General features: G+C 38.1%; 15 protein-coding genes and 4 pseudogenes. 5 read left to right on the top strand and 14 right to left on the bottom strand.

Going from position 1 to position 19,341, the window contains the following annotated elements; all coding sequences use genetic code 11:
- The coding region (locus J7E81_RS25205; RefSeq protein ID WP_215046638.1) for an SH3 domain-containing protein at positions 1 to 703 on the bottom strand (703 nt) is incomplete at its 3' end.
- An 873-nt stretch (positions 704 to 1,576) separates the two neighbouring features.
- On the opposite strand from J7E81_RS25205, the gene J7E81_RS25200 reads away from it, so the two are divergent.
- Positions 1,577 to 2,275, top strand: a complete 699-nt coding sequence (locus J7E81_RS25200; protein ID WP_215046636.1) for a VIT1/CCC1 transporter family protein — start codon at positions 1,577 to 1,579, stop codon at positions 2,273 to 2,275.
- A gap of 401 nt (positions 2,276 to 2,676) precedes the next feature.
- Here the strand turns inward: J7E81_RS25200 and J7E81_RS25195 are convergent, their stop codons facing one another.
- From J7E81_RS25195 to J7E81_RS25150, 10 genes and pseudogenes are all read right to left on the bottom strand, one after another.
- Positions 2,677 to 3,063, bottom strand: a complete 387-nt coding sequence (locus tag J7E81_RS25195; protein WP_251028877.1) for a GNAT family N-acetyltransferase — start codon at positions 3,061 to 3,063, stop codon at positions 2,677 to 2,679.
- 560 nt (positions 3,064 to 3,623) lie between these two features.
- A complete protein-coding gene (locus J7E81_RS25190) occupies positions 3,624 to 4,424 on the bottom strand; it encodes a COG4705 family protein (protein WP_251028870.1) in 801 nt (266 codons plus the stop codon).
- Between the two features lie 600 nt (positions 4,425 to 5,024).
- A pseudogene (locus J7E81_RS31150) lies at positions 5,025 to 5,813 on the bottom strand (COG4705 family protein); the annotation flags it as partial.
- Positions 5,814 to 6,150: 337 nt separating this feature from the next.
- A complete protein-coding gene (locus J7E81_RS25180) occupies positions 6,151 to 6,897 on the bottom strand; it encodes an HAD family hydrolase (RefSeq protein ID WP_215046630.1) in 747 nt (248 codons plus the stop codon).
- Positions 6,898 to 7,173: 276 nt separating this feature from the next.
- Positions 7,174 to 7,803, bottom strand: a complete 630-nt coding sequence (locus J7E81_RS25175; protein WP_215046628.1) for a MarC family protein — start codon at positions 7,801 to 7,803, stop codon at positions 7,174 to 7,176.
- Between the two features lie 277 nt (positions 7,804 to 8,080).
- Positions 8,081 to 9,061, bottom strand: a complete 981-nt coding sequence (locus J7E81_RS25170; RefSeq protein ID WP_308162278.1) for a DNA/RNA non-specific endonuclease — start codon at positions 9,059 to 9,061, stop codon at positions 8,081 to 8,083.
- A gap of 422 nt (positions 9,062 to 9,483) precedes the next feature.
- Positions 9,484 to 9,980, bottom strand: a pseudogene (locus J7E81_RS25165) (ABC transporter ATP-binding protein); the annotation flags it as partial.
- A 162-nt stretch (positions 9,981 to 10,142) separates the two neighbouring features.
- Positions 10,143 to 10,259: pseudogene (locus J7E81_RS31520) on the bottom strand (DUF1048 domain-containing protein); the annotation flags it as partial.
- A 52-nt stretch (positions 10,260 to 10,311) separates the two neighbouring features.
- Positions 10,312 to 10,653 carry a DUF1048 domain-containing protein gene (locus J7E81_RS25155; RefSeq protein ID WP_215046624.1) on the bottom strand — a complete coding sequence of 114 codons (342 nt, stop codon included), beginning with the start codon at positions 10,651 to 10,653 and terminating at the stop codon, positions 10,312 to 10,314.
- A 1-nt stretch (position 10,654) separates the two neighbouring features.
- Positions 10,655 to 10,993, bottom strand: coding sequence for a PadR family transcriptional regulator (locus J7E81_RS25150; RefSeq protein WP_215046622.1), 339 nt, complete (start codon positions 10,991 to 10,993; stop codon positions 10,655 to 10,657).
- Positions 10,994 to 11,367: 374 nt separating this feature from the next.
- Here J7E81_RS25150 and J7E81_RS25145 point away from each other — a divergent pair, with 374 nt between their 5' ends.
- Positions 11,368 to 12,969 carry a spore germination protein gene (locus tag J7E81_RS25145; protein ID WP_215046619.1) on the top strand — a complete coding sequence of 534 codons (1,602 nt, stop codon included), beginning with the start codon at positions 11,368 to 11,370 and terminating at the stop codon, positions 12,967 to 12,969.
- Positions 12,966 to 14,132, top strand: coding sequence for a Ger(x)C family spore germination protein (locus tag J7E81_RS25140; RefSeq protein WP_215046617.1), 1,167 nt, complete (start codon positions 12,966 to 12,968; stop codon positions 14,130 to 14,132). Before J7E81_RS25145 ends, J7E81_RS25140 begins: the two co-directional genes overlap by 4 nt.
- Positions 14,133 to 14,237: 105 nt before the next feature.
- Here the strand turns inward: J7E81_RS25140 and J7E81_RS25135 are convergent, their stop codons facing one another.
- Positions 14,238 to 15,362, bottom strand: a complete 1,125-nt coding sequence (locus tag J7E81_RS25135; RefSeq protein WP_215046615.1) for a GerAB/ArcD/ProY family transporter — start codon at positions 15,360 to 15,362, stop codon at positions 14,238 to 14,240.
- 374 nt (positions 15,363 to 15,736) lie between these two features.
- Here J7E81_RS25135 and J7E81_RS31430 point away from each other — a divergent pair, with 374 nt between their 5' ends.
- Positions 15,737 to 15,835: a hypothetical protein gene (locus J7E81_RS31430; RefSeq protein ID WP_374104095.1), complete on the top strand. Its 99-nt coding sequence runs from the start codon at positions 15,737 to 15,739 to the stop codon at positions 15,833 to 15,835.
- Between the two features lie 99 nt (positions 15,836 to 15,934).
- Here J7E81_RS31430 and J7E81_RS25125 read toward each other — a convergent pair whose 3' ends face one another.
- Entirely contained in the window at positions 15,935 to 17,668 is a 1,734-nt protein-coding gene (locus tag J7E81_RS25125) for an AAA family ATPase (RefSeq protein WP_215046613.1), read from the bottom strand.
- Between the two features lie 389 nt (positions 17,669 to 18,057).
- A complete protein-coding gene (locus J7E81_RS25120) occupies positions 18,058 to 18,555 on the bottom strand; it encodes a P-loop nucleotide/nucleoside kinase family protein (RefSeq protein ID WP_215046611.1) in 498 nt (165 codons plus the stop codon).
- 603 nt (positions 18,556 to 19,158) lie between these two features.
- Here J7E81_RS25120 and J7E81_RS25115 point away from each other — a divergent pair.
- Positions 19,159 to 19,341, top strand: a pseudogene (locus J7E81_RS25115) (hypothetical protein); the annotation flags it as partial.

Here is a 19,341-nt window from a genome sequence, read left to right as displayed (position 1 = left end):
CCGAAGCACTGCTAGAAGCTCCACTGCGTAAATTCAATGAGCCGCCGGAGACATTGACATACTTGGTGGTCGTTTGAGCCGCAACTGCCGTGGTGGAATTGCTAGGATTTGTAGTGGATAAAAAGCTCGCGCTAACATACCCGTCTTTACCGTTGGCCTTTACTTTCGCCCAACCATTTGCTTCAGAGTAGACAGTGACAGCGGTCCCTTTCGAAAGAGCCGCCACAACCGAAGCACTGCTAGAAGCTCCTCTGCGTAAATTCAATGAGCCGCCGGTGACATTGACATACTTGGTTGTCGATTGAGCCGCAACTGCCGTGGTGGAATTGCTAGGATTTGTAGTGGATAAAAAGCTCGCGCTGACATACCCGTCTTTCCCGTTGGCCTTTACTTTCGCCCAACCGTTTGATTCAGAGTAGACGGTGACTGCGGTCCCTTTGGAAAGAGCTGCCACAACCGAAGCGCTGCTAGAAGCTCCACTACGTAAATTCAATGATCCGCTAGAGATATTGACATACTTTGTAACTGCCTGATATGTACTAACTTGCGTAGAACTCGTATCAGCAAAAACAGCTTTTTCAAAAGCAACCGTGGAGAGCACAGCGAAACAAAACGTTGGTAATATGGCCTTCTTTACCAAATTACTCGTCAACCGATAATCTTCAGAAAATTTTTTCTTTCTTGTTATTCTTGTTGGTTCCATTACTCCTCCTCCAAAAAAATTATTATTATAGTAAACTTCCTCTTTTTCATAATAACGGAAAAAGAGGAAGAAATTCAAAGGTTTTTGTCAAATTTACGTAAAAATTGGGTAAATTTGCGGAAAATTCGGGATCTGTGGATGATTTATTTGAACTATTTGGTGCTTACTAGGAAATGGCCCAACGCTTTTTTTTTAGATAGACTTAAGAGAAAAGGTGAGCAGTCCACCCTTGAGAAATCCTATTTCATTGCTTTAATAACCTATCAGATCCCAAATAATTAAAGAACATATGTTCCTGTTATTCTTCTTTTAATTTATTGATTCTTAGTAAGAAAATAGTGTAAGAATCTTTTTGTTTATTCCCTCTAAAGTTAAACTTAAAATTCACAATTCTAAACTTTTTCTTTTTTCATAATATTGATATAGCATATTTCTCTTAAAATATTTGTCCTAAATGTGGAAATAAACTAGTTGTGAGGAAAGGAAAGTACGTTAGCTCTAACTGCTAAAGTAGATTTCCAATATGTCAATTTATATTTTCCTGTTTCCGGATTTTGAATCGGTGCCATTCAAAGAAGTAACTGTTTAATGTTTTATTAAACGAACCTGCACATTTGTAGAATAAGAAAAAGAACGCCGCAGCGATTATTGTCATTACCTCATATTTAACTCTTGCCCCCATTAGTGAAACATTTTACAATCAAACTAGATACTTCCATATCTGAATAATTTATATGTTTTTTTAGCAAAATAAGAAATTGTGTTTTTGCCGAGACAACCACATTTGTTTAACTTAGTCCCCCATTTAATTAAAACTAGTGATGTTTAATCGATTTTTATTTGTGTTAAATTAGTAAATTGGGAGGTGAAAAAATGGATCAACACCTACATCACGTAGAAGAACATTTTTCTGGATCTGAATTCATTCGAGATGTTGTTATTGGTATGTCAGACGGATTGACCGTACCGTTTGCATTAGCTGCTGGTTTGTCCGGTGCTGTGGATACAACAACATTAATTCTCACTGCCGGAGGTGCTGAAATTGCAGCAGGGTCAATTGCAATGGGACTTGGCGGATATTTGGCAGGAAAAACAGATGCGGAACATTATGAAACAGAACTTGCCCGTGAACGGCGTGAAGTAATAGAACTACCAGAGCGTGAAGAAGAGGAAGTATCTGAAATTTTTAGGGAATATGGGCTTGAAGAAGACCAAATCAAATCGATTACTGAAACCATGAAAAAGAACCCTGAAAAATGGGTGGATTTTATGATGAAATTTGAGTTGGGGCTAGAAAAGCCGGAGCCGACAAGAGCGAGAAACAGTGCGATTACCATTGCTATATCTTATATTGTCGGAGGGGTAATCCCTTTGTTTCCATATTTTATCTTTCATAAACCTGTAACAGCATTAATGGTTTCTGTTATTGTCACACTTATCGCCTTACTGATTTTTGGATATGTAAAAGGAAGGTTTACAGGAACTTCTCCGGTGAAGAGTGGATTTCAAACAATGATAACTGGAGGACTTGCAGCAGCAGTTGCATTCGGTCTAGCAAGAATTCTCACCTGACAGTTGAATTCGTAAGTGGTAAACGATAAATACATTCATCCCCTGCCTAATGGCAGGGTCAATTTATGTGGGGGCAATGGATATTTGCGAGGAAGATGTGCTGAGGATAACCTTAACAAAAGATTGATTTTATGATGAGGGCAGAGCTTCAAAAGATAAAATAGCCGATGTCATTGCAGATGAAGGTCGTGATGAGCCAAGGTATTGGGGGAGTGATTCCTAACACTCCGGTATCCAATAGAAAGTTAGTAAAAAAGCTTGGAGAAAAAGAGAATCTTCGAGTGTGTTTTGAAGCTGGTCCTGTTGGATATGGTTTGGCGTTTCAACCCCCAAAAATAGTGCCTTTTTTCGGTTAAAAATTCTCTTTCCTTTTTTATGCTTATATTCTCTGTTTGCATTATTTATTTTAATGTCCACTCATATTGGATAACAGGTAAATTTTCTTCATTTTCGTATCCTCTACCAATTATCTTAAACCCATTCTTTTCATAAAATCGTTGTGCGTTTTCATTTACTACAAATGTATATAATGTTAATCTCCCACTTGATTGTTCTTTTACCTTTTGAAGTAATGTTTGACCTATACCCACTCCCTGATAGCCAATATGAATATAAAGTTGGCTTATCTCTATTTCATTATAGGCAACCATTCCAACTACTTTGTCATCAATTAACGCTAAATCTATTTGATACTGTTTGGGTAATATATTATTTAAAAAATTAACATGACTTTTAAAACTATGATTTTCTTTCTGTCCAATAGCCCGTTCCTTACTATCTCGCCACATTTCCACTGTCTGTTCAGCGTACTTTGGAATATACTGAGTTATTATGAATTTTTGTTTGTTCACTACAATACCTCCTTTTGTTTATGGAATACATTAATAGGATGGTAACTTTTATTAACAAGACAAAATGCTATTCGTTTTATAACACTTTGAAAATTCCATTTATTTATTACATTTGGTTTGTTTTAAATAAAACAGTCTGATTTGCAGTCATTTTTTCTCCTATATATATATTTGTTGTTTATTCTTTCTCAACTACCTTTTCGCTTCCGATTAACCATTTTCCTTCTTCAACAAACCTGCCGCGTTCGTTTAAGTGAAAACCTTAACAATTTCACCCTTATGAAAATGTAACAATTCTCATGCCTTTCCAACTGAACCAAGGTCGCTCATATGTTTGCAGACCGTTGTGGCAATGGTTGTATATCCTGGTAGATTGATAGATTCAACCATAAATATGACTTACCTTACCTGTTCTGCCAACAAAAAAGGCAATTACTAAAAGCGAATGTTCTTTAACTAACGACCCGTTTAGTGAAAATAATTCCATAACATTTTTATTAAGATGCTTTTCCCTTTTCATCCTTAAATTCCAAGCTTTTTGCGGGTGAGCCTCCTCTAAAGACGACTAGGAGAATAATAATAATCAGTAAAACAAGGCTTACCGTACCTTTGTCTATTCCCAGTCCACCATGGGCTTGAGACGCTGCTAACCAATCCGAGAACGAGGCACCTACTGGTCGAGTCATGATATAGGCGAACCAGAAAGCAAAAATTTCATTAAAACCAAAGAATCGGTAACCCAAAGCTGGAATAACTAGTAAGACACTAAATAACAAACCTGAAGATAAGTAGCCCAAGTGCATGCTTGAGGCGGTCATATCCCCTGCGGCGGTACCGAGTGCGAATGTTACCAGTACAGTAAGCCAGTAAAAGATCTCGCGGCGGCGGGTGAAGATGCTGTGTACGGACAGAGTTTTTTCTTTGGAATACCAGGTTATGAGCACGGCAGTGAGTGCCACTATAAAGAAAATAGTTGAAACGATGTAGGGAATACCTAGTCCGACCCGAACCACATCTGCTGCCATTGTGCCAAATATACTAACCATAATGACAACTAACCAGTAGACCGCAGGTATATATCGGCGTACTTTAAACTGTAATATCATGGCGGCTACAAAAATGAGAACACTTAAGGGCGCTGAAATGAGTGGATTTAAATTTTCGAATAAATAATCGGATGCCACCTCACCCATTCCAGTTGTAAGCAGCTTAGTAATCCAAAAGTAGAATGTAATTTCCGGAACTTTAGCAAGCATTTCTTTGGACCGATTCATGGTGACCGATAAAGACTTGTTCATATTACGACCTTCTTCCAATAATCTTTAATGACAATCAAGCAACTTTTTAATTCCTTTTCCTCTTTAATTAGCACTTTTCTTCCCTCTTAAAATAAAATTAACTAGTTTGCATGTATATTTTAAAAGGGAACCGCTATTGGCGATTCCTCAAAATTTTTATTTATTTGCACCGTTTAGGACGCTTAGCGAATGGTTTAGGGAAACTTTGCACTTGCTGGCATCTGGATTAGCCGAACGAGCAGCTGCTAATACAACGTCGATGGTACCATCAATTTTAGTCCATGTGGTGCCATCGATCTTCCTAAGTTTAGCTTCTGATGTGTCCCATTGATGTTCCAAATCATCCGCACTTGTTTTAGCCGAACTAAAGTTATTTGAATTTACATCCGTTAGGATATCATTTTCAATTTTAATAAATCCTGTCAATTGTCCACCTAATGAAGTGTGCGAAGAATCTGTTTGCGATGCGATAGCATTACTTCTCCACACATAACCTCCAATACCAACAAATAAGAAAATACATAGTGCCGTAATGGTTTGTTTCATAACATTTTTCTTGCTTCCAATAGTTTGATTTGTTTTTGCTATTTCACTTTTTGCATTTATATCAATTTTTGTAACAGCAAGAAAAACGATGATCGCTAAGATAGCAACTAGAAAAATGACACTAGTCACAGTTGTACCCAATCCTATCCCGCCATTAACTTTTGATTGAGAAAGGAAATCTCCTAATGATGCACCTAGTGGGCGAGTCAAGATATACGCAATCCAAAATGCTAGTACACCATCGAGTTTCATTTTCCATGCGAAGAATATACAAGCGATAATAATGATTACTGTTATACCTGTATTAAGATAACCAAGACCTAGTTGTTCGGAATATAAGTCACCTACTGCAGTTCCGAGTGCAAATGTAAATAGAATGGTAAGCCAATAGAATACTTCTCTTTTTGTTGTAAAGATTGAGTGGATTGAGAGTGTTTTTTCACTTAGATACCAAAATAGAAAAGTTAATCCAAGAAGTACAGAAAAAACAGCCGTGCTTACCTCAAGAGGTACACCTATACCGTCTGTTAAATTATCTGTGACCAATGTTCCAAATACGCTTATAAGGACAACCGTTGTCCAATAAATGGCTGGAACGTACTTCTTTTCTCTAAATTGAAGAAACAACACAATGAAAAACGCTATTCCCATAATGATCGTAGTGTTAGTTAATCCAAATCCAAGGTTGAAGTTAAGGAAATCGGCAAACGTTTCACCGACAGTTGTACATAAAATCTTAATGACCCAGAAGAAAATAGTCACTTCTGGCACTTTGCTAAACAAATGTTTTACGGTCGGTTCTTGCCGGACCGTATTTTCAGTAACTGATAATTTCTTTGACAAAAGCCCATCTCCTTTTTGGTAACTATTATTATCAAAACCATATTTTCATCACTAAAATCTACTATAGTATAATGATTTTCAGTTTTTATTAAGGAGAGATTAAATCTATCTTAAGTGACTATTAAATTTCTATAATTTTTTATTAGTGAAAATATAAATCTTTTAGGTGTAATGATGAGTGATTTAACAATAAATATTGATCAGAGCTATGCAGCACAAACAGAATGGAAAAATGGAAGGTTAAACATACGGTAGTTGCTGATTAGCAAAGTAAGCCTCCCATCACTGAGAGGCTTACTTTTATGGGAAATAGGATCATGACAGTTTATATAAAATCCTAAATAAATAGAGTCTCATTAAAATAAATGTGATCCCTTAAAAATTCCGGAAGTTCTAGAAGTGAAGGTAATTCTGCAAGAGTCCCCTGTGGCTTAATTTTTGTATCCAAAATATTATAACTCCATTCAATTGTGGAGGGTATATAAATTGCATTTACTCCCAAGTCGATTGCATGCTTAATATCAGTTTTAAGTGAATTTCCAATCATCCAAGTAAAGTTCTTTTCGGCGCATATCTTGTTTAATACTTTTTGTAAGGCAATTTTATTTTTATTTTCAAAAATAAAAATACCTTCTTCGAAGAAAGGCTCCAAGTCTAACTGTGTAATTTTTCTGCATTGGTTCTCAATATCTCCTCCTGTGTATAAAAAGAGTTGATGATGATCTGCCTTTAACTTTTTTAAAACTTTATACATATTGGGAAGCGGTTCTGCTTTGCATTTAAATAAACTTTGACCCATTTCATGAATGAGCTTAATCTCGTTTTTTCTCCATTCTTTTTTGTACTTTTTACAAAAGTACACATACGTTGCTTCAAGTGTTTCTGGATATTTTGATGAGTGCAAACCGTATTCCTCTAGATATTTCAAATGGTATTCTTTGTGCTTTTCCTTGATTTCTTCAATCGGTACCTGCAGGAACCATTCCTTTAATTGTGTAACAAATTCATTTTCTGCTTTCTTGAAGTATTTGTTGCTGTGTATTAACGTATCGTCTAAATCAAATATCAAGGTTTGTTGATTCATAAACCAATTCCCCCTTAATATGATGTAATTTATAATATGACTTTTTCAACCTACCAATGATTGTAAGGCAATTCCCAATTTCAAATTAACCCTATTGTATTAGAATGAAATCTTGTCTCAATGAATGAAAAGAATTAGTTGAAGTTCTACCTATATGTAATTGGTTGGATAAATTTTGAAAAAAAAGCCTAATTCCTCCCTTTTTTAGCGAGAAATTAGGCTTTTGTTTTGTATCCCTTCTACTAACCTGCCGTTTAGCTGAATAAAGAACTTTTATTACAAATGAGGGAAAAGACCTTTTATACCTTCTGCAATCATCTGGATCGAAATAACAGCAAGGATCAAACCCATTAATCGTGTTACAACGTTTAAACCACCTTGTCCAATTTTGTTAATAACAGCAGTTGAATAGTAAAACAGCACATAAGAAAGTGCTAATACTAGGGCAAATCCAATAAACACAAGGATTAGATGGGAGATGTCAAAGGAACCGGAACCTGTGTGTGCCATAACCGTTGCAATAGTACCAGGTCCAGCCATAATAGGCAGTGCCAGAGGAGTAATCGATATATCCTCCTTTTCTTCTGCTTCCTTTTTTTCTTCAGAATGCGGTGACTGTGCGTTTGAAGTCTTTGCATGGAGAAGATTAAAAGCAATTCCGAAAATAAGAATTCCTCCAGCAATTCGAAACGCGTGAATAGTAATACCGAATATCGAAAATATAAAGTTGCCTAGCACCAGAAATACAGTAAGAATACACAAGGAAACGATTGCCGCTTTCCTTGCCGTATGTTTCTTTTGCTGTTGAGAATATCCGTTGGTAAGGGAAATAAAAATTGGAATATTCCCTATCGGATTCATCACAGCGAAAAACGATACAATCATTTTAAGAAGTAGACTAACCAAAAAGTTCCCTCCTAACTCACTTTAACTATTTTTGAATTCATCCTTATATATTACCCACATTGAGAAAACGAAACAATTTAACAAGGATAATACCAAACAATTCACATCAAAATAGAAAAGCAAGGCGCCCGTCTATTAGCGACAAGCACAAGACGGGCCGGCTGAAAGGTTGTTCTTTTAACCTTTTGGGCAGATCGGCTTATGACCTCGAGCGATTCTGGAGTAAATTTCTGATCGGACACGTTCTTTCGTTCGCAAATGGGTGTCATAACCCTATTTATTCACCTACTAAGCCATCGCCATCGCGATCATCCATATATTTGTAGAGCCATGAATCCCGTGTAATTGGCATTTTAAAGCCAGCAGCTTTAGCTTCAGCAATCGTAACTTGGCCATTATGATTGGTATCTACCTTACTAACATCTTCATTACTATTTACCGTTTGGTTCGTTGGTACATTGACTGTTTTCGGTGGCGTACTGCTCGTACTCGTCGTTTTCCCTAAATTTTTGTTCACTTCATCTGGGTTTACATTGTCAAATTCATCTGTAATGGATCTACCCTGAATTTTGTATGTGAATTTATAATGGTTAGGAATTTGCGTCTGAGTATTTGGATAGTGAATCACTGCTACGAAATCAGTACAACCTCCTGCATCTCGAATCACTTTTTCCATATAAGCTTGATCCCCGTGCCTATTGAGAGTGCTGTCCTGAGGTGTAATGTTATAGGCGTTTGATACTCCCCCAAGTGAGTCAGCAATCACATGCCCTTTATCCAAGGTTGGACTCTCTGTACCAGGAACGTTTGCTTCATCAGGGTAATATCTACCTGATGACAAAACATGATCAGTATTCGAATTTTGAAGTGTTATATCTTTCGCCTCAACACGAATGAGCTGACCGTATTCATTTGTATACGCCCAATATTCCCGATCTCCAAATCCGACATCTACTTTGACATTCGGCTGTCTAGATCCTGACATATCCCCGCCGTTTACGGCAATTAGGGTATATTTGCTGTCATCAAATCCGTCTGTCGTACCAGTTGTCTTTAAAGTGCTAGATGCAGGAGCACTTTTGTTGGGTTCACGATCACTCGTTGGTTTTTCTGTCTCATGGGCAGAATGACTCTTATTGGCTTCAACTGTCTTAGAAGCCGTGCTCTTTGGGGATTGCACTTCAGTAGTTTTTCCGCAACCCACAAATATAGATATTAAAATCACAGTAAATAAAATTAGCAATATTCTTTTGTTCACACTTTTGCACACCTTTCACATGTTGCTGCCCTCCAGTCAGCATTACAATACCAACAAAGGCAAGAGCTGCCCCCAGAGGATTACTTTACACTATGTTATCCATAGATATTTCCTAATGGTCCACTTCCTTTATAAAGTTATTTACAATAACCCTATCTATATATTAAATAAGGTGACGGAGTCTGTAAAATTTAAATTATTACCAACGTTCAATTATTTTTCATTAATAGTAAATAGTCTCTCTTTTTTATGTGAGAAACTTTATTTTTAGTATATTAAAATGTAATTCGTCTTCTAACATACTAGAAATTGATTAGTTTTAAGTCCTTCCTCCTGGGACTAACCGCAAGCAAGCTGAACAATTCTTCTCCCATCCCAACAGCCCCAAAGTAGGCGCCGGCAAGCACCTTGATGGTTTCCTAGACTTCCATCCGTGCTTCGGGGTCAAGTCCTGTCGTCGGTTCGTCGAGAAAAATGACTGCGGGCGTCCCAATCAGGCTCAAGGAGAGGTCAAGCCGGCGCTTCATCCCGCCAGAATACTTATCTGACCGGCGGTTGGCCGCATCGGTCAAGCTGAATCTTGCAAGCATATGGTCGGCGACTTACTCCCCGCAACTTGGCAATCATGATCAGGTTTTCCCATCCTGTGAGCATGCCGTCTATAGCAGCGAACTGTTCTGTCAGGCTGATACTCTCGCGTACATGATCGGGTTGACGCTGGATGTCAAAGCCGCAAATACCGACTTCCCCGCCATCGGGCTTCATCAGCGTTGATATTGACCGTCGTCGTCTTACCGGCTCCATTTGAGCCCAGTAGTGCAAATATTTCGCCACGCTCCTCAAAATCCACCCCCTTTAAGACTTCCTTAACTTTAAAAGATTTTTTTAATCCATTTACAGAAATCGCTGCCTTACTCATCCTTTATTTCCTCCTTAAATAGCGCAGCATGGTGCTAAACTCCCTCTACTTAGTAAGACTGATATTCTGTATTACTTACTACCTAGAAAAAAATATAACTGAATAGTGAAGGTGACACATTTCCTTTGTAACCAGCTATTCAGTAAGAATGATCTATTGAATTTACTTTTTTCCCAATTGCTTTATAATACTCTGATTCAAATCTTCACGATACTTGTTGACATAGGTTTTTAGCGTTTGCCACAGTTCGTCGGCAAAGGAAGCCAGGTCGTACCCAGTGGCGCTTTGCTGTTCGTATCTATGTTAGACGAAATCCACTAGGATTTCTCCGTTAGTCACGACCAATCGTATCGTTCAGCTTTTTGCGATACTTATCCTTCCAAGTTTGCTCATCCTTCACTAGTTCGTCGCAGAAAGCAGCCACGTCCTCGCCTGTAAGGTCAGTGACTTTCCTGCCTTCCGCTGCACCTTCCTCGAAAAGGTCGAGAATGCCGTTAAAGATACGGCTGCTGTCCTTCCAGTCGGTGGGACCACCACCAGACGTCCACATATATTTTTGCATAGCTTTGTAAGCGTTGCGGTACTCACTTGGAAGTGCCTTCGCGCGTGCCTCCATCGCCCGCCATTCCCGCTTGTCATCCAGACTTCCGATAATTTTCTCAAAAAAATTCATTTTACTTCTCTCCATTTGATTTTATTGTTTTGAGTTCGTTAATTTTACTTGAGACAAACTCCCATTTTCTCCAAAAAACTTCAAGCTGCTCTTGACCTGCTGCGTTGAGGGTGTAAAATTTTCTCGGCGGTCCCATAGTGGATGGCTTTTTCTCGATGTCCACCAGTTTGTTTTTCTCAAGCCTCATGGTAATCGTATAAACGGTTCCTTCCACCACATCAGTAAAGCCAAGTTCTCGCAGCTGGTGCGTGATTTCATAGCCGTAGGTTTCGCCACGGCTGATGATTTCAAGCACACACCCCTCAAGCACTCCTTTCAGCATTTCCGTGATATTTTCCAATTTTTTACCTCCATTTATTTTTTACTTATCTTTTCTTCAGTACTCTGTAAAACAGGTATTTTGTGTTACTGATATTCGGTATTACTTACTACTAGTATATAGTATTACCGAATAGCTTATATTGTCAATAAAACTTTTCGTTAAAAAAGCCCCTTTTAAGGCTTCAAAGGTGTTTTTATCACTTAGACGAGTGATTATTCTCAAGAACATTTAACTCACGAAATACTTCTATTGATAAATAATTATTCGTAAGTTGATAAACTTCAGGAGCACCTATGTACGATTTTTATGAAAAATAGATACAACAGAATGATATCTATCTATATACAGATAATAACAGAAACGTTCATTAAAAACTGAAAGAGGAAAAATCTATGAGCAGTCTTTTTCAATCTTTAAAGAAAATCCTTCCTAAAAATCTAACTGCTAAGCCCAATGAGAAGCAGGTCATCATAACTGAAAAACATATTGGTAAAAAATTAGCTGAAAACCTTTCTATATTAAAAAATATTTTTGGAAAAACGGATGATATCCTTTATAGAGAGTTTGAGTTTCTGAACCAAAAACCATATAAGGTTTTTATTTGTTATTTAGATGGAATGGTGAACGAAGATTATATCAATTTAAATATATTAAAGCCGTTGATGGAGCCCAACTCTTCATCTCAAAACTCTGATCAGAGCAGTTTACTTACCATGATAAGAAATAGAATTCTTCACACGGCTGATATTCAAGAGTTAAATAAGATAGAACAAGTTATTGACAGTGTCTTGGCCGGAAAGACTGTACTTTTTATAGATGGATTTGATTCGGCACTCGCCATGAGTACTCAAGGTTTCGAAGCAAGGAATGTAAGCGAGCCTGATACTGAATCAAGTGTACGAGGATCTCGCGAAGGCTTTAATGAAGTGTTAAAGGTTAATACTGCATTAATTCGCAGAAAAATTAACAACCGCCATTTAAAGTTTGAAGATATTAAGCTTGGCAAACAAACCAAAACAAGTATTCGGATAGGCTACATCGAAGGGATTGCCAATGAAAAGGTTGTGGACAAGGTACGTACCCGGCTGCAGCAAATCAATGTGGATTCCATATTGGAATCAGGATATGTTGAACAATTTATCGAGGACAACCCCCTTTCGATTTTCCCTTCTGTTGGAAATAGCGAGAAACCTGATAAGGTTGCTTCTAAATTACTAGAAGGAAGAGTGGCGATACTGTGTGATGGCACACCCTTTGTCTTGACCGTTCCCTTTCTATTTATTGAGGGATTCCAAGTAGGAGAAGACTATTATTCCCGGCCTTATTTGTCCTCCCTCATTCGATTATTAAGATTATTAGCGCTATTTATTGCTGTTGCGGCCACGCCCTTTTATGTCGCCCTTACCACCTATCATCAAGAGATGGTTCCTTCCCTCTTGCTGGCAACAATGGCTGCTGGAGAAGAAAGTGTCCCCTTCCCCATTTTCATTGAAACATTGTTAATGGAAATTACCTTTCAACTTCTGAGAGAGGCAGGAGTAAGGATGCCAAGGCCTGTAGGTTCTGCGATCAGCATTGTTGGGGCATTAGTTATTGGAGAAGGAGCCGTTCAAGCCGGTTTGGTCAGCTCGGCCATGGTAATCGGGATTGCCATTACAGGGATTGCTGGGTTTGTGGTACCTGCATTTAATGATGCGATTATTTTATCAAGAATTCTATTGTTGATCTTAGCGGCCTCATTAGGTTTATTTGGAATATTAATGGGTTTTATGATTCTACTGGGCCATATATGTTCTCTCCGGTCTTTTGGGACCCCTTATTTAACACCTCAAGCACCAATTATTTGGAGTGAATGGAAGGATTCAATTATTCGCCTGCCCATTTGGCTTTTCAATTCCCGTCCGCAATCCATCACTTGGGAGAACACGAAAAAATCAGGATTTGGAAACAAGCCCAGTATTCCCAAAAAGGATGAAGGAGAGGGCCAGTCATGAAAAAGGCGGTATTCTGTTGTGCTTGCTTATTACTATTGACAGGCTGCTGGGACCGAACGGAATTAAAGGAGCTGGGAATTGTAATGGGTGTTGCCGTTGATAAGGATTCGGATTCCGGGGAATATATTGTTACCTCCCAACTGTTAAGACCAGGGGCCATTAGTACTCAAATGCCCAGTACCGAAAAGCCCGTTGAAGAAGTGGTTACATCAGGAAAGACCATTTTTGAAGCCATTCGAAAATCCAATCTAGAATTCGACCGAAAAGGATTTTATGCTCATGCCAAAGTGATCGTGATTTCGGAAAACCTGGCAAAAGAAGGTCTTCTGCCAGTACTTGACTTTTTTCAGCGCGGGAAGGAAATACGGGGCTATGTGTTCGTGTGTATTGCAAAAAATACGCAAGCAAGTAAAGTACTAGGAATAGAAACAGGAGGAATTCAAAACATCCCTGCCATTCGTATAAGAGATATGATCGAGGATACAAGATTTCAGTTAAAAGGAACCAAAATCAATCTGCTTAATTTTTATAAAGAGTCGATAGGAAGCGGAATAGAACCTGTAGTCGGGGTGTTACAAGTCGAGAAAGACAAATTTGAAAAAAAACATGTAAAAATGTCCGGCGGAGCCGTTTTTAATAAAGATAAATTAGTTGGCTACTTAAATGCACATCAGACAATCGGCTATCGATGGTGCAAAAGTGAAGTAGAATCGGGAGCGGTATCCCTCCCCTCCCCTATAAATGAAAACCGATACGAATCGGTGGAAGTGAAAAAAGCCAAGACAACCATTAAACCACTGGTGAAAGGAAAAGAAATCTCTTTTACCATAAACGTGACAGGTGAAGGGAACATAACTGAACAGGAAGTGATGACATCACTTGAAGACAGTACAAAAAAACTTGAACATATGAAGATGACAGAAGAAAAAATGGAGAAGCAAATCGAAAAAGATATTAAATTAGCAGTAGAAAAAGCACAAAAAGAATTTCATTCTGATATTTTTGGATTTGGAAGGGCCTTAAATAAAGAAAAACCAAAGGTATGGAATATAGTAAAAAAAGATTGGAATGATCGGTTTGCTGAAGTTCCCTATACGGTCAAGGTACATTTTAAAATCAACTCTACCGAATTAATGCGGGGACCATTCCAAGCTAAAAATTAACGCTTAAAGATTAAAGTGAACAGATGAACAGCAATCAAAAGGAGAAAGACTAAAATAAATATGGAACTTCCGAATAATATGATGTTACTTAGCAGGTCAGCTTTCTTAATTAATTGGAGGATTACCATCACTCTTTCTCCTCTTATTTAAAATAGCCACTTTTTTCTTTAGAAAAATAACTATTAATAATAGTATGCTCATAAGATTGATCATGGCCATTACATACGGGTGAACCTCAAAACCAAGCCAGCGGTGATAGGCCATATTTTCAAATCTCATATTACTGAAAATCGGAAACATCAGTCCTAAAATAAGAATCGCTCTTCTTATATCTTTGATTTTAAATATCCAGATAAGAGCAAGGACACCGGCGTAAAAATGTAAACTCATTTTGAAAAAGCCGCCGATAAACATAATTAAAACGGCTAATAAGTCTAAATTCGTGAAGAAGTTAGCAATGTTAATTGAAAGAATCGTTTCCAATAATGGAATTTCCGTATTGGCTGTAAGATCTGGCCCCAAAAAAGCAAGCATGATAATAAGTGAAAAAATAATTAAAAATGTAGAAAATGACACTGCAAGAAAGGTAATTTTTCGAATGACTTCCTGTTCACTTACAAAATGCCAAAATACGATAAAAACAACAAGCTCACCAAAAGGGAAAAACACGACGTCGAATAGGGTTTTTCCTAAAAGTGGTTTCATTCCATTGCCTAAGATGGGAAGTAACTCATTGATATCAAATTCACCTGAAAACATCGTAAAAATATAAATACTCACCATAAAAATAATAAAGACTGGCAATAAAATTTCTCCGGTTCTTGCTAAAACTTCAAAGCCTAATGATAGGATATAAATGGATACCAGCATAAAGAAATAAAGGATTACGAAAATAGGTGTCATTGGCAGTGCTGTCATTTTAATCAGTGCACCAAATTCATAAAAATTATAACTGGCACTGTCAAAAAAATAGGCTCCGTAAATGAACAACAATGGAATGGCTAATTTTCTTCCTACTGCCGAATTAAGTATTTCTGAAAAATCCTGTTTAGGGCAAATTCTTGGGAATTGTGTATAGACCCAAATCAGACCTGTACTGATAAAGAATGCGAGTATTACCACCAGCCAAGCATCCTGTTTAGCACCGATTCCCAGGGCAAAAAGGGTGGTGCTTCCCACTTCAAATAACATAATGAGCATAAATAATTGAATTTTGGTGATTTGAATCATTCTTTTTTTGCCACCTCGAGTTTTGTTAAGAAATGATTCTAAAAAGGAAAGAGAATGGAACATCCAATAAACTAGTCTAGACAAAGAAGTTTTTGATTAAACGTTAATTAATGGAACGTTCCCTAGAGGTTGGCATAAAAAAATAATAGCCTCATGAAAAAGAGCTTTGAATGAATAGGAATAAGCAATTATAAAAATTAGTTGGACTTTCTTCTTTTCTGGAACATTTAGATTAAATCATCACAAATAATGCTTAGAACATGTAGTGTTTCATGGGCCTGCTTTTTCATTTTAGAATCCTTCTTCAGTTTTTTACATAGATTTAAGGAGGAAAGATATTTCATACATACTCGACTTACGCTCGTGGTATTGACATGATGAATATTACATATCGGTTCCTAGATTTGGTGCCGAAAGGTCGGCAGGATGACCGTGGATTACGGCACAATGATCAATATGTTCCAAAAATTTAAAACCTGGCGGTGGAATACCTCGCTTCACTAGACTCCTTATAAAGAAAGAAGGTGCCAATGGATCTCCCCCTTTACACCTTCTTTCACAATCTATTCTTTTTAAGAATCCTTTTCTTCTTTATCAACCATTTCTTTTGCGTATGCTGCTTCTGAAACAGAAGAGAAAACCTCCGTATGAAACACTGTATCTTGAGCTACAGGCCGTTTCTCGCCATAGAGTTTTAAATAAATTGCCTCTATCTCCTCACCTGTCAGATCGCCACGTTTCACTAGCTCCGTTGCAATCCCGTGGACAAATTCGTTATGGTTCTTTACTAACTTCTTTACTTTGTTCATTTCATTGTTTAATAGTTCGTTGATTTTAGGACGTAGTGCTTTAAGTCCTTCTTCCTGTGAACCAACGGCAAGCCAGCTGAACAATTCTTCTCCCATCCCGACAGCCCCAAGGTAGGCTCCGGCAAGCTGTGTGGCCTGCTTTAGGTCGGAGGTTACTCCGTTAAGTTTTTTACCCAGAAATTCTTCTTCGACAGCACGTGCGGCGAGACAAACCTGGATCTCAGCCAACATCTCACTATCGCTACGGTTATACCTCTCATGAGTCGGTTTGGTGGCAGCAAGCCCAAGGGCGTCTCCTCTACGGATAATTGTTACTTTCCAAAGCCTTTCGTGCGGTTTCAAAAGGAACTGAGCCACTGCATGTCCTGCTTCATGGTAAGCTACGTTTCGCATTTCATCTTTGCTCATGGAACGAAGCGGCTGTTTGAGTCCCCATTCATAGGTTTCCATCGCTGCCCGGAAATCTTCGTAATTCGTTACAGAAGCTCCCCGTTGATGAGCAATGACTATGGATTCATTCACAATGTGTTTAATCTGCGCAGGACTGTAGCCAATGGTATCGAGCGCCACACGTTCTGGAGTCAGATCGGGGTCACGTGTTACTTTTTGAAGATAATACTGGAATATGTCGACACGGCCATCATAATCGGGTGCATCAACCCAGAGTTTCCGGTCAAAGCGTCCTGGACGAAGCAAAGCTGTATCCAATACATCCGGCAGGTTGGTTGCACCGATGGTCAGAACGGGCAATCGTTCTGCCTTCTTCTTCCGCAGCCCAAGGGAGCGGAAAAGCTTGGCTAACCAATTGTTGTCCATGTTCGGTGGGTCCATTTGCAAGAGGAGCTCATTAAGCAGGCCGGAACCGCCCATGCCCATTAATCCTCCCAATCCGCCGCCAGCACTCCCTGCATTACGGCTCATCCCTATTGCGTCAATTTCATCGATAAAGATGATACAGGCACCATAAACCTTAGCCAGCTTTCGGGCCTTTTTATAAAGTCCCATTACCTTTAGATTTCCGACACCGAAAAACATATTTTGAAAGCTTGGGGCAGAGGCATAAGCAAACGGAACCTGTGCTTCGTTGGCAACCACTTGCGCAAGGTACGACTTACCTGTCCCTGGAGGTCCACAGAGCAATAAGCCGCGAATGGCCTCGCCCCCCATGTCTTTAAATTCTTTCACACCTTTTAATAAGGTAACGATTCGCTTGGCATTATCGACAATTTCAGGGTTTCCCCGGTAATCGTCCCAAGTCGCCCCCGTTTCACCGGGCAAAATCCAATAGGTCCGTCCCCTTGCGAGAAACCAAAATAGAGCAACGAACTGAATAATCATAGCAAACATAGCTAAAAGCAGCTGCAGGGCAATACTAAAAATCGTGCTCGCAACACCCTGCACTTGCTTCCCTCCAGTCAGCAATACAATACCAACAATGGCAAGAGCTGCGACCCAGAGGATTACTTTACGCCATTTGATCCATCGATATTTCCTCATGGTCCACTTCCTTTATAATGTTACTTACAATAACCCTATCTATATATTAAATAAGGTGAAGGAGAGTGTAAAATTTAAATTATTACCAACGTTCAATTATTTTCATGACTAGTAAATAGTTCTATATATTTTTCAACATATTGTTCAATCCACTATGAGAAATCAGTAATTTGATTTTAAACAAATTCCTCCAGAGTAAAAGAAGTGGCAAGGAACAAAAAACCGTACTGGTGAAAAAATCACTGTACGGTTGTAATAAATATACGTATTTTAAGTAGTATTGAATGTAATGTAGTTTTGGTACCATAATTCGGCTGATACTTTTATCCAATTAATCCGGAAAAGGATTTCCATAGGTACTCTATATACACGAATCATTGAAATGCTTGTTATTCTTTTCCGCTAAACTCTATTATTTTTAAACCCTCAGATGCCTCTGGTGCTTCAAAAAAATTAGTAACATGAATAAACACCGCCTCCGTGTCAAAAGTTGCTCTATCGGGTTGTTCGTTGCGTCTTTGTGCAATTTGACGTAAGCATTGCTCGTTAGTTAGATTAAGGAAAATTAGTTGATGGTTTGCATTGACCTCTGAAGCCATATCCAAAAACCACTTTCGCAGTTTTTGAGTGTTAGCTGGAAAGTCCATCACTACATCTGTACCTACACTTAATATGTTTTGGACATGCTTTTTCACCAACGGCTTGAGCTGCGCTGAGAATTTTAGATAGTCTTCAAATGATACAATCTGATTGGGGTAAAGGGATGAAAGCCATTCATCCTCAGACAACAGTACCGCATGTTTATCTATTGCCAATTGTTTTGATTTAGTTGATTTTCCAGCTCCCATTTTTCCACAGAAAAAGTATAGTGTCCCCAATTGTTTCATATTATTTGACCCCCAGCGTTTATTTTAGTTTAAACCATTTACTCCGTTAGTTCCCATAGACATTCTCCTCTTAATAACATTTAGATGTTAAGATACCAATTTACTTATTCTACCAAATTTATTTATATTCCTTCTTTAATAAACCCGCTTCGTTAGGTTTAATCCGATCAGCCTCTTTATTTTGTATCTTAATATCTCCTACAAAGAGTCGTCTTTCCACTCGTTTTTCATTGATATACATTCCATTCTTGTCCTTAACCAGTTCCATGTCCAAGAATAATTACTGGCGGAGTAATTGAATAAATGCAACTTCATTACCTTTTTTAGCAATAAACGAAAGAGAACAATAAAAAAGTATGGAAAATCATCCTAGTGTGACCTAGATGATTTTCCATACTTTTTGAGTTAAGTAACTGATATTCATATTCTTTGCATAGCTAAAAGATATTATGGCCACCAATTATACCAATCATGCAGTTTAGGTAATGTAAAAAGATTACAACACATTTTTTGAAATTTCGACATGGATGAGGATGTTTGTCCGAACTCATTAATTACTAATTTCATAGTATATAGAGATTAAAGTAAAGGAGGGAAATTTATTTGAGTAGTAGTAAAAAAGAAAAATGTTATAAATGCGGAAAAAGAGATTGCCAATGCAAAAAGAACAAATGTTCTAAATGTAAAAAAAGAGATTGCCAATGTAAATCTGAACAGGAAGTTAAATCTAAACAGAAAGTTAAAGTAAAGGTAAACATCCAAGGTGGTGCTACTGGCGCTACTGGT

Origin of the sequence: Bacillus sp. ISL-18, assembly GCF_018613415.1 — a bacterium.
GTDB lineage: Bacteria > Bacillota > Bacilli > Bacillales > Cytobacillaceae > Neobacillus.
The sequence above is the reverse complement of the archived record's forward strand: the minus strand, read 5'-3'. Positions and strand labels throughout refer to the sequence as shown.

Excerpts from the sequence above, each read along its gene's own strand:
- J7E81_RS25180 (WP_215046630.1), bottom strand. The coding sequence starts at position 6,897 with ATGAATCAACAAACCTTGATATTTGATTTAGACGATACGTTAATACAC.
- J7E81_RS25200 (WP_215046636.1), top strand. The coding sequence starts at position 1,577 with ATGGATCAACACCTACATCACGTAGAAGAACATTTTTCTGGATCTGAA.
- J7E81_RS25140 (WP_215046617.1), top strand. The coding sequence starts at position 12,966 with ATGAAAAAGGCGGTATTCTGTTGTGCTTGCTTATTACTATTGACAGGC.
- J7E81_RS25190 (WP_251028870.1), bottom strand. The coding sequence starts at position 4,424 with ATGAACAAGTCTTTATCGGTCACCATGAATCGGTCCAAAGAAATGCTT.
- J7E81_RS25145 (WP_215046619.1), top strand. The coding sequence starts at position 11,368 with ATGAGCAGTCTTTTTCAATCTTTAAAGAAAATCCTTCCTAAAAATCTA.
- J7E81_RS25125 (WP_215046613.1), bottom strand. The coding sequence starts at position 17,668 with ATGAGGAAATATCGATGGATCAAATGGCGTAAAGTAATCCTCTGGGTC.
- J7E81_RS25195 (WP_251028877.1), bottom strand. The coding sequence starts at position 3,063 with ATGTGGCGAGATAGTAAGGAACGGGCTATTGGACAGAAAGAAAATCAT.
- J7E81_RS31430 (WP_374104095.1), top strand. The coding sequence starts at position 15,737 with ATGATGAATATTACATATCGGTTCCTAGATTTGGTGCCGAAAGGTCGG.
- J7E81_RS25120 (WP_215046611.1), bottom strand. The coding sequence starts at position 18,555 with ATGAAACAATTGGGGACACTATACTTTTTCTGTGGAAAAATGGGAGCT.
- J7E81_RS25155 (WP_215046624.1), bottom strand. The coding sequence starts at position 10,653 with ATGAATTTTTTTGAGAAAATTATCGGAAGTCTGGATGACAAGCGGGAA.
- J7E81_RS25135 (WP_215046615.1), bottom strand. The coding sequence starts at position 15,362 with ATGATTCAAATCACCAAAATTCAATTATTTATGCTCATTATGTTATTT.